At 67.2% G+C, this 8,964-nt stretch carries 9 protein-coding genes and 3 pseudogenes; 9 read left to right on the top strand and 3 right to left on the bottom strand.

The annotated features are described in order from the left end of the window. The 3 genes and pseudogenes from RH90_RS08200 to RH90_RS08190 form a co-directional block, all read left to right on the top strand. Window positions 1-557 (top strand): annotated as a pseudogene (locus tag RH90_RS08200) (peptidoglycan-binding protein); the annotation flags it as partial. Between the two features lie 88 nt (window positions 558-645). Next, window positions 646-1,986: a globin-coupled sensor protein gene (locus RH90_RS08195; RefSeq protein WP_010185039.1), complete on the top strand. Its 1,341-nt coding sequence runs from the start codon at window positions 646-648 to the stop codon at window positions 1,984-1,986. 116 nt (window positions 1,987-2,102) lie between these two features. Continuing rightward, window positions 2,103-2,339: pseudogene (locus RH90_RS08190) on the top strand (sigma-70 family RNA polymerase sigma factor); the annotation flags it as partial. Between the two features lie 2 nt (window positions 2,340-2,341). Here the strand turns inward: RH90_RS08190 and RH90_RS08185 are convergent. Then, window positions 2,342-2,731 (bottom strand): annotated as a pseudogene (locus tag RH90_RS08185) (motility-associated protein); the annotation flags it as partial. A 163-nt stretch (window positions 2,732-2,894) separates the two neighbouring features. Between RH90_RS08185 and RH90_RS08180 the strand changes: the two are divergent. Next, window positions 2,895-3,266: a flagellar biosynthesis regulator FlaF gene (locus tag RH90_RS08180; protein ID WP_010185035.1), complete on the top strand. Its 372-nt coding sequence runs from the start codon at window positions 2,895-2,897 to the stop codon at window positions 3,264-3,266. Between the two features lie 31 nt (window positions 3,267-3,297). Here RH90_RS08180 and RH90_RS08175 read toward each other — a convergent pair whose 3' ends face one another. Beyond that, entirely contained in the window at window positions 3,298-3,927 is a 630-nt protein-coding gene (locus RH90_RS08175; RefSeq protein ID WP_037493238.1) for a response regulator transcription factor, read from the bottom strand. A gap of 466 nt (window positions 3,928-4,393) precedes the next feature. On the opposite strand from RH90_RS08175, the gene RH90_RS08170 reads away from it, so the two are divergent. From RH90_RS08170 to RH90_RS08160, 3 genes are all read left to right on the top strand, one after another. After that, window positions 4,394-4,585, top strand: a complete 192-nt coding sequence (locus tag RH90_RS08170; RefSeq protein ID WP_010185032.1) for a hypothetical protein — start codon at window positions 4,394-4,396, stop codon at window positions 4,583-4,585. Further along, window positions 4,582-6,639 carry a putative bifunctional diguanylate cyclase/phosphodiesterase gene (locus RH90_RS08165; protein WP_010185029.1) on the top strand — a complete coding sequence of 686 codons (2,058 nt, stop codon included), beginning with the start codon at window positions 4,582-4,584 and terminating at the stop codon, window positions 6,637-6,639. The genes RH90_RS08170 and RH90_RS08165 overlap by 4 nt, the downstream gene beginning before the upstream one ends. A gap of 82 nt (window positions 6,640-6,721) precedes the next feature. Further along, window positions 6,722-7,591: a D-alanyl-D-alanine carboxypeptidase family protein gene (locus RH90_RS08160; RefSeq protein ID WP_010185028.1), complete on the top strand. Its 870-nt coding sequence runs from the start codon at window positions 6,722-6,724 to the stop codon at window positions 7,589-7,591. 15 nt (window positions 7,592-7,606) lie between these two features. Here the strand turns inward: RH90_RS08160 and RH90_RS08155 are convergent, their stop codons facing one another. Further along, window positions 7,607-8,266, bottom strand: coding sequence for a murein L,D-transpeptidase catalytic domain family protein (locus tag RH90_RS08155; RefSeq protein WP_037492707.1), 660 nt, complete (start codon window positions 8,264-8,266; stop codon window positions 7,607-7,609). 12 nt (window positions 8,267-8,278) lie between these two features. Between RH90_RS08155 and RH90_RS23915 the strand changes: the two genes are divergently transcribed. Next, window positions 8,279-8,494, top strand: a complete 216-nt coding sequence (locus RH90_RS23915; RefSeq protein ID WP_198283395.1) for a hypothetical protein — start codon at window positions 8,279-8,281, stop codon at window positions 8,492-8,494. An 8-nt stretch (window positions 8,495-8,502) separates the two neighbouring features. Beyond that, window positions 8,503-8,964 (top strand): L,D-transpeptidase family protein (locus RH90_RS08150; protein WP_010185026.1); only part of this gene is annotated, 462 nt, incomplete at its 3' end.

Raw genomic sequence — 8,964 nt, 5'->3', positions numbered from 1 at the left:
CGATCATCAACGCCGAGGCAGCGAAGGATCGTGACGGCTGCTGGATCGCGCATTCGCGCAACCCGCGCTCGAGCGCCGCCGGGCTCGGCCAGTTCCTCAGCGGGACGTGGCAGTCGCTCGCCGAAACCAAGGGCAGCTGGCTCAATGCGGTGGCGCGGGCGCGCGGCTGGATCGGCGCGGACGGGCGCATCGCCGCGGGATCGCGCTCGGCGTTGCTCGCGCTGCGCTACGATCCCGGCGCCGCGATCAACGCGCTTGCCGATTATACCCGGCAGAATCTCGACGGCCTGCAGCACCGCGGCTTCGCGATCGGCGGTTCGGTCGAGGCGGTGACGCAGCTCGCTTATGCCGCGCACCATCTCGGGCTCGCCGATGCCTGCCGGTTCCTGCGCGGCGGCCTGTCGGAGGCGCACGCGGGCAAATTGCTACGCGCGCAGATCGGCGAGGCACAAGCGAACCAGCGGATCGCCACTGCCGGCGCGGCGGGTCAGGCGCATCGCGCCTGGATGCTTGGCCATATCGGCCGAAACCTGCGGCTTGATCAATTTCTCGGCTGAACGCGCGCAGTTCACCGCCGCGCGGCCGGTATCCGCCAAATTGTTTCCTAAAATGAGCTGTGAGTTCTTCCTTGCAGCGAGGGTATCGATGTCCACCAAAACCGAAATTGGCGACCGGCTTGCGTTTGCCGGAATCGATGCGGAAAGCCGCGCCGCGATGGCGTCCTTCCTGCCGACGCTCGAGCGCGAACTGCCCGTCATCCTCGATGCCTTTTATGCCAATATGCGCAAATGGCCGAACCTTTCTGGCATGTTCGGGAGCGCCGATGCGATGGCGCGCGCGGCGCGCGCGCAGGGCGATCATTGGAGCAAGCTTTTCTCCGGGCGGTTCGATCAGGACTATATCGCGTCGGTGCGCACGATCGGTCTGATCCACAGCCGGATCGGCCTCAACCCGCAATGGTATATCGGCGGTTATTCGTTCATCCTGCATCGGCTGTTCGCGTTGGTGGCGCATCAGCACCGCTTGCAGATCGGCGGCGGCGGCAAGGCCTGGAAACTGATGTCGGCGCTCAACCAGGCGGCGATGATCGACATGGATTTCGCCATCTCCTGCTACATAGAGGAAAATAAGGCGACCTACGACAAGCGGTTGGCCGATCTTGCGGCGGATTTCGAGGCGAAGGTCGGGAACATGGTGGAGCAGCTCGCCACCGCCTCGACCGAGCTCGAATCGACCGCGCGCTCGATGAGCGAATCGAGCGGCACCGCCAACCAGCGCGCGATGGCGGTCGCGGGTGCCGCCGAACAGGCGAGCGCCGGGGTCCAGACGGTCGCCGCCTCGGCCGAGCAGCTGTCCGCCTCGATCCAGCTCGTCTCGCAACAGGTCGGACAGTCGTCGGCGATGGCACAGCGCGCGGTCGCCAATGCCGAGCGCACCGACGAGATCGTCCGGTCGCTGGCCAACGACGCCGAGCAGATCGGCTCGGTGATCGGCATGATCGGCCAGATCGCCAACAAGACCAATATCCTCGCGCTCAACGCCTCGATCGAGGCCGCGCGCGCCGGCGAGGCGGGGCGCGCGTTCGAGGTGGTCGCGGCCGAGGTCAAGACGCTGTCGGCGCAGACCGCGCGCGCGACCGAGGCGATCGAAAGCCAGATCAACGCGGTGCAGAACGCCACGCGCGAAGCCGTGGAGGCGATCCATACGATCAGCACGACGATCTCCGAACTCGCCGAGAGCGCACAGATCATCGGCGGCGCGGTTAACGAACAGACTTCCGCCACGCACGATATCAGCCGCAACGTCCAGCAGACCGCGCAGGCCGCACAGGAAGTCGCGAGCAACATCGTCAGCGTCAGCCAGGCCTCCGAAGCGGCCGGCGTAGCGGCCACCCAGATGTTCACTTCGGCAGGAAGCCTGTCGAACCAGGCGGAGGCGCTGACGGTGCAGGTCGGCGACTTCCTTCGCAACGTCCGCGCCGCGTAATATAGGATTGGTAGAATTACCTATAGGATCATTGGATCAACGTTAAGGATGGTGTCGTACATCGGGTCCTGCAGCAACGACGGCGGTCTGCCGCTCGTGACATGGGGGAAAGCAGGATGTCCAAGATCACCATCGACCTCGAATCCGCGGTCGCGACCGTCATCGCCAATACGCCGCGCAACGGCGAGCGCCCGACGGCGCGACAACGCGCCAGTGCCGATCACGCCTTTGCGCGCGTGCTCAAGCTGATCGCCCCGCGGATCCGCCACTTCATCCGCCAATATGGCCTCAGCGCGCATTGGGACGATGCCGAACAATGCTGCGCGATCGGGGTCCACCGTGCGATCCAGGCCTAATCGCAGATGAACGCGACCAGATGATGGTCGCGCAGGATCCGCGGATATTGCGAGAAGATCGCGCTTCCCTCGGGCGCGTCGAGATGCGGCTCGATCGCGGTGGCGCCGCCCTTGCGGAAAGTGTTGAGCAACTGGAAGAGCAGCGTCAGCAGATCGAGATAATCGGCATGCTTCCACTTGCCGCCCTTGAAGGCGCGCAGCAGGCCTTTCCCGGCGAGCTTTACCGTCGGCAACGAATTGCTGACGATGAACGCACCGATCGCGGCGCCGGCGATCGCCATCAGTTCATGCGGCAGCGCTTCGAGGATGATCCCCATCTTGCCGCCCGACATGATGAAGCTGCCGAAGACGCACACGACGATGATCAAGAGGCCGACAGCATTGAGCATGAGGTTCGACGGTTCCCGCAGTGACTGGGTCTGGTCGAATTATAGAGGCTCGCCGGTCCGGCTGCGGCGATCGGGGGAAAACATTGCCGGCGCGCAAAAAGAGACAGCGGCTCGGCCCGACCCGATGACGCGCGTCCTACAATAAGGCGCGAAAGGAGATCCGATGTCGTTCACCGCTTATACGCGCGCGCGCGCCTTTGCCGAGATGCCGCGGGCAAGCGAGGCGCGGCTGCTGAGCCAGATCACCGGTGCCTTGATCAGCGCGCGCGACGCCGACCTTCGCGGCGCCGCGCTGATCGCGATCCTGCATCGCAACCGCGAGGCCTGGGGGATCTTCACCGCGACCTGCGCGACGAGCGGCAACGGCCTGCCCGACGCTTTACGCGCGCAGATCATCTCGCTCGGCCTGTGGGTCGATCGCCACACCAGCCTGGTGATGCGCGGCATCGCGACGCTCGACGACCTGATCGCGGTCAACCGCGCGATCATCGAGGGGCTGTCGTCGAGCGCGCCCGCCGCGCAAGCGGCTGCCTGAAGCGTCGCGCAAGCGGCTGCCTGAAGCGCGGCTAGGCCGGCCCGGCGCGCTCGACCGCGAGCCATCCGCCGGCGTAAGCGATCCTGAGCGCTTCGGACAGGCTGTTGACCCCAAGCTTGCTCATCACGTTCGCGCGATAGATTTCGACCGTTCGCGGGCTCAGGCCGAGTTCGTAGGCGATGATCTTGTTGCGCTTGCCATCGACCAGCCCGCGCAGCACGTTCGCCTCCTGCGGCGAAAGCCGCGCGAGGCGTTGCGCGGCGCTCTTGGCCGCTTGTGCCGAGCGCAGGATCTCGCCCGATCGGTCGAACGCGGCCTCGATCACGCCGAACAGCGTCTCCGGGTCCGAGGGCTTTTCGAGAAAATCGAGCGCGCCCGCCTTCATCGCCTCGACCGCGGCCTGCGTGCTGCCCTTGCCGGTCAGCATGATCGGGACCATCTGCGGATGCCGGTCCTTCAGCAGGCGGAGGACCTCGATCCCGTTGCGGCCGGGCATGCTATAATCGAGCAACACGACCCCGGGGTCGAGATCGCCGACCCCGCGAAGGAAGGCATCACCCGAGGTGAAGCCCTGCACGACGATCCGGAAGCGCGCGGATAACAGGGTGAGCAGCGAAGTCCGGGCGGCATCGTCGTCATCGACAATATAGCAGTTCCGCATCACCTGCGTCACTCCTTCCGATCGCCCTCGCGGGCCGTTCCCGCCAGACTGTCGCGCCGCCCGGCATGGCGCGGTCCCTTCGAGCGCTACGCCGGATAGCACCGTCTGCTGATCAGTAATAATACTGAGAAGAACACTGTTACAGCCCCATGTCGATCTCAAATACAGCGAATAGCAAAACCAAAGTGTCCGGAAGTACGCGCCCAAGCAGCGGACTTGCTCCATTCCGGAGCGAGACGTCGCCGGCACCGCACCACCGGCGTCGCCCGGCGGCGAAATTTGCCGCGCGCGCCGCACGATCGGCGTGGATCGCGCTATAACATCGGTAGCGCCGGCATCGGATCGGCATCGCGATGGACTGGACCGACGATATGCGGCCTCTCAGCGGCGCTGGCCGCACGAAGACCCCGGGCGATGCGCCGCCGTCCGCGATGCCGCGGCGGGCCGGGGCGACCGGGACGTTCGTATGAAGCGGGGCATCTTCGGCCTGTTCGGCGATATTGTGGCGGAGGCGCTCGGGCACGATGCGTGGGACGCGATCGGGCGGGCGGCGATGCCCCAGCCGACCGCATCCCATCGCCACGTCCGCGCGCGCTGCAGCGGAACGCGCGCCGTGCTCGCGACGCTCGACCCGGTTCGCCCGGCGACTCCGCGATGACCGCCATGCTGCCCGCTTCGGACCGGTCGACGATCGCCGATCTGCAGCGCCGCCTCGCGCAGGTCGAGCGCCGCGCCGAACGCGAACGCGCCGCCCGGCTCGAAGCCGAGGCGATCGCCGAGCAAGGTCTGCGCGAGCTGTTCGAAAGCCAGAAGCAATTGCTGCTGGTGCAGCGCATCACGATCGGCGCCAATCAGAATCGCGGTACTCTTCCCGCGCTGCGGCTCGCCGTCTCCGAAATCTGCCAATATATGGGCTGGTCGTTCGGCAACGCCTATCTGACGATGCCCGATGGCGGGATGATGGCGTGCGACACCTGGTACGCGGCCGAACTCGAGCCTTTGTTCGAATTCATCGAGATTTCGCGCAATGTGCGCTTTCCCAAGGGCTACAGCCTGCCGGGACGCGTCGCGCGCGATCCGCGCCCGCACTGGATCGAGGACGTCACCACCCAATCGGCGTTCGAGCGACTGCAGGTCGCGACGCGCTGCGGGCTGCGCGCCGCCTGCGCCTTCCCGATCATGATCGGCGACGAGGTCGCCGGCGTGCTCGAATTCTTCTCGCGCGACCGGCTGGTCGAGAATGACGATTTCATGAGCGTGGTCGGCCAGCTCGGCACCCAGCTCGGTCGCGTCATCGAACGCGAGCGCGCGCAGCAGGCGTTGCTCCACGATGCGCTGCACGACGCGCTGACCGGCCTGCCCAACCGCACCTTGCTGAGCGATCGGCTGAAGCAGGCGTTCGATCGCGCGCGCCCGGACCGCCGGGGCGAGCTCGCGGTGATGGTGATCGACCTCGACGGCTTCAAATCGGTCAACGACACGCTCGGCCACGCAACCGGCGATGCGGTGCTGCGCGACATCGCGCGGCGGCTGACCGAGTGCATGACGCGGCAACAGGCCGCGGATGGGCAGGCCGACCTGGCGTGGTTCTACACGCTCGCGCGGATCGGCGGCGACGAGTTCACCGCGGTGATCGAGGCGCCGGCCGATTCCGGGATCGCCGAGCGCGTCGCCGAGCGGATCCACGCCGCGCTGGCCGAGCGCGACGAGGGCGAGCGCGACCTCGGCGTCACCGCGTCGATCGGGATCGCCTATGACGCGCCGCATTATGCCGAGGTCGATCATCTCCACCGCGACGCCGATCTCGCAATGTATCAGGCCAAGGCGCAGGGCCGGCATCGCACCGTCGTCTTGAGCGAGAGCCTCGGCGACCAGATCCGCGACCGGCTCGTGCTCGAGCAGGAGCTGCGCGAAGCGCTCAAACGCCATGAATTCGTCCTGTTCTTCCAGCCGATCGTCGACATGGACGATGCCGACCGGGTGACCGGTTTCGAGGCGCTGGTGCGCTGGAACCATCCGACGCGCGGCCTGCTGCTGCCGAAGGACTTTATCGACCTGGCGGAGGAGACCGGGCTGATCCTGTTCCTCGGCGACTGGGTGCTGCAGAATGCGTGCCGGATCATGGCCGACTGGCACCGCCGCTTCGGCGGCTCGCCGCTGCCGACGGTCAGCATCAACGTCTCGCCGCGCCAGTTCGTCCAGCCCGATTTCGCGCGGCGCGTCGACAAGGCGCTGATCAGCAGCGCTATCGACCCGACCACCGTCCGGCTCGAACTGACCGAGGCGACCGCGATCCGCGACATCAAACATACCGCGGCGGTGATCGGCGAAATCCGGGCCCGGGGGGTCAAGACCAGCCTCGACGATTTCGGGACGGGCTATTCCTCGCTCAGCCACCTCCAGCTGCTCCCCTTCGACTATCTCAAGATCGACCGGTCGTTCGTCGCCGGGCTCGCCGAGGCGGGCGAGCAGCGCCCGATCGTCCGCGCGATTCTCGATCTTGCCAGGACGCTCGGCCTGTCGGTCATCGCCGAAGGTATCGAGACCGATCTGCAGGCCGACGCGCTGCGCGCGCTGGGCTGCCCGCACGGCCAGGGGTTCCTCTACGGCCGGCCGCTGCGCGAGGACGCGTGCGCGGCGCTGCTCGAGCGCGGCGGCGGCCACGCCCGCGCGCCCGCCCGGCCGATCGATTCACCGCGCGCCGAGCACTAGACGCGCTAAAAAAGCCGCCCCCGCAAGGTCGTGTTAAGCGACCGCCGCACACAGCCACCCAAGAATCGCTTGGGAAACTGTGATGTCGGGTATCAGCGTGGCGCGGTTTGCGCGGGGAATCATGGGATTGGTCGCGCTCTGCGGCGGCGCGGTGGCGCAGACCGCCGAGGCGCGCGGCCGATCGCCGGGCCCGGTTTCGGAACTGCTGGTCAACGCCGCCACCGGCCGCGTGCTGTTCGCGACACTGGCCGACGCGCCGCACCGCCCCGCCTCGCTGACCAAGATGATGACGCTCTATCTGCTGTTCGACGCGCTCGACGAAGGGCGCGTGTCGATCAACGCGGCCGTCCCGGTATCGCGCAACGCCGCGCGCCAGCCGGCCTCGCGGCTCGGGCTCGTCGCGGGCACCACGCTGCCGCTGCGCACCGCGATCGCGGCGATGGCGGTCCATTCGGCCAATGACGTGACCGTCGCGGTCGCCGAACTGCTCGGCGGCACCGAGCGCGACTTTGCGAACGCGATGAGCCTCAAGGCGCGCCAGCTCGGCATGACGCGGACGCGCTTCGCCAATGCCACCGGGCTGACCAACGCCGGCAACGAAACCACCGCGCGCGACATGGCGACGCTCGCGCATGCGCTGCTGCGCGACCATCCGCGCGAATATGCGGTGTTCGCGACGCGCGCGCTCACTTGGCGGGCGCATCGCTACGTCAATCACGACCATCTGCTCGGCAGGGTCGGCGGGGTCGACGGGATCAAGACCGGCTACACGCTCGATGCCGGCTACAATATCGCGACCTCGGCCAAGCGCGGCGGGACGCGCGTCATCGCGGTCGTGCTCGGCGAGCGATCGGTCCAGGCGCGCGACGTGCGCGTCGCCAATCTGGTCGAACTCGGCTTCACGCCCTTCGCGCGACCCGCGCCGATGCGACGGCGGCGCGGCGGCTTCTGACGCCGCGCTGTCGCGTCAGACCTTGGCGGAATAGATCATCCGGCCTTCGCCGAGCCGCGCGAAGACCTGCTGCAGATCGCTTTCGCTCACCGCGAAACAGCCCTGGCTGCGCCCGAGCTGGCCGTGCGTGCGCAGCATGTCGGGGTTGGCGTACCACGCCGCATGGACGACCAACGCGCGCGCCAGCGCATTGTCGTTGGTCGGATCGAGCCCGATCAGCCGCTGCGACTTGCCATGCTTGCCGATATAATAATCCGACGCGAGAAAGGCGCCTTCGCTCGACGCGTTCGAGCCTTCGGCGTTCGAGAAACGCTGGACGAAACCGCTGTGCGCCGGATCGCTGCCGCTGCCATGTGCCACCAGCAGCGTCGAGGTCATCCCGCTCGCCATGTCGACCAGATAGAAACGCGGCTGCGACGAAGGCTGCGCGAAATCGGCGATCGCGATTCGGTCGTGATGCGCGATCCGCCCGCCGTGGCGTTGCAGCGCGGCGAGCGCCCGGCGCAGCAGCGCGGGGCGAACGACGCGGCTCGACGCGAGCGGCTGAACCAAGGTCGGCACCTGTGCGGCCGTGGCCATCCGCGGCAGCGCGGCGGCCCCAAGCAGCGCGAGCCCGGCCTTGCCAAGGTTGCGACGCGACAGGGTAAGCGGAGTTTCTGACACGGTTCGACACATCCCGAAAAGCGAATGACCGCCAATACCACGAAAGCCTGCCAAACCCTTGCGTGCCCGGCGCATTTGTTCCGACAAATGGCGCGTTTCGTCGCAGAACCTGGGCGGCTCAGCGCTTCGACTGCCGCGGCCGCGGCGGCAATTGCTCCGGATCAAAATTCGATTGCCAACGTTTTGTTCTTCATGATCGCCGCCCCGACGCCGTCCCGAGCGTCCCGCGCCGACAGATGAGGTGCACCATGGCTTTGATGCTGTTGCGCCGCGGTATGCGTGCCGCGGCGATCGGATTCGCTTTGACCGTGCTGCCGCTCGCCGCGCAAGCGCGCGACGCCGCACCGACGAGCGACACGGTCGCGACCCTCTCCGCCGGCGACTATCTGTGGAACGGTGCGGTCGCCGTACCGCCCGCGGCGAGCGATGTCCGCATCCTGGTCAGCATCGCCGACCAGAAATTGTACGTCTATCGCGCCGCCAGGCTGGTCGCGGTGTCGACCGTCTCGACCGGCAAGCCGGGGCACGACACGCCGACGGGTGACTTCAGGATCCTGCAAAAGGCGGTGAAGCACAGCTCCAACCAGTATGACGACGCAGCGATGCCCTATATGCAGCGAATCACTTGGGACGGCGTGGCGATCCACGCCGGCCGCGACCCCGGCTATGCCGCGTCGCACGGCTGCGTCCGCGTGCCGATCGCCTTTGCC

This window comes from Sphingomonas sp. PAMC 26605, assembly GCF_000241485.1.
GTDB lineage: Bacteria > Pseudomonadota > Alphaproteobacteria > Sphingomonadales > Sphingomonadaceae > Sphingomonas.
Note: the sequence above shows the minus strand (reverse complement) of the source record. Positions and strands in the feature narration are given on the sequence as shown.

Coding starts and splice junctions, on each gene's coding strand:
- RH90_RS08180 (WP_010185035.1), top strand. CDS start 2,895: ATGTCGTTCACCGCTTATACGCGCGCGCGCGCCTTTGCCGAGATGCCG.
- RH90_RS08155 (WP_037492707.1), bottom strand. CDS start 8,266: ATGTGTCGAACCGTGTCAGAAACTCCGCTTACCCTGTCGCGTCGCAAC.
- RH90_RS08195 (WP_010185039.1), top strand. CDS start 646: ATGTCCACCAAAACCGAAATTGGCGACCGGCTTGCGTTTGCCGGAATC.
- RH90_RS08170 (WP_010185032.1), top strand. CDS start 4,394: ATGAAGCGGGGCATCTTCGGCCTGTTCGGCGATATTGTGGCGGAGGCG.
- RH90_RS08175 (WP_037493238.1), bottom strand. CDS start 3,927: ATGCGGAACTGCTATATTGTCGATGACGACGATGCCGCCCGGACTTCG.
- RH90_RS08165 (WP_010185029.1), top strand. CDS start 4,582: ATGACCGCCATGCTGCCCGCTTCGGACCGGTCGACGATCGCCGATCTG.
- RH90_RS23915 (WP_198283395.1), top strand. CDS start 8,279: ATGACCGCCAATACCACGAAAGCCTGCCAAACCCTTGCGTGCCCGGCG.
- RH90_RS08160 (WP_010185028.1), top strand. CDS start 6,722: ATGTCGGGTATCAGCGTGGCGCGGTTTGCGCGGGGAATCATGGGATTG.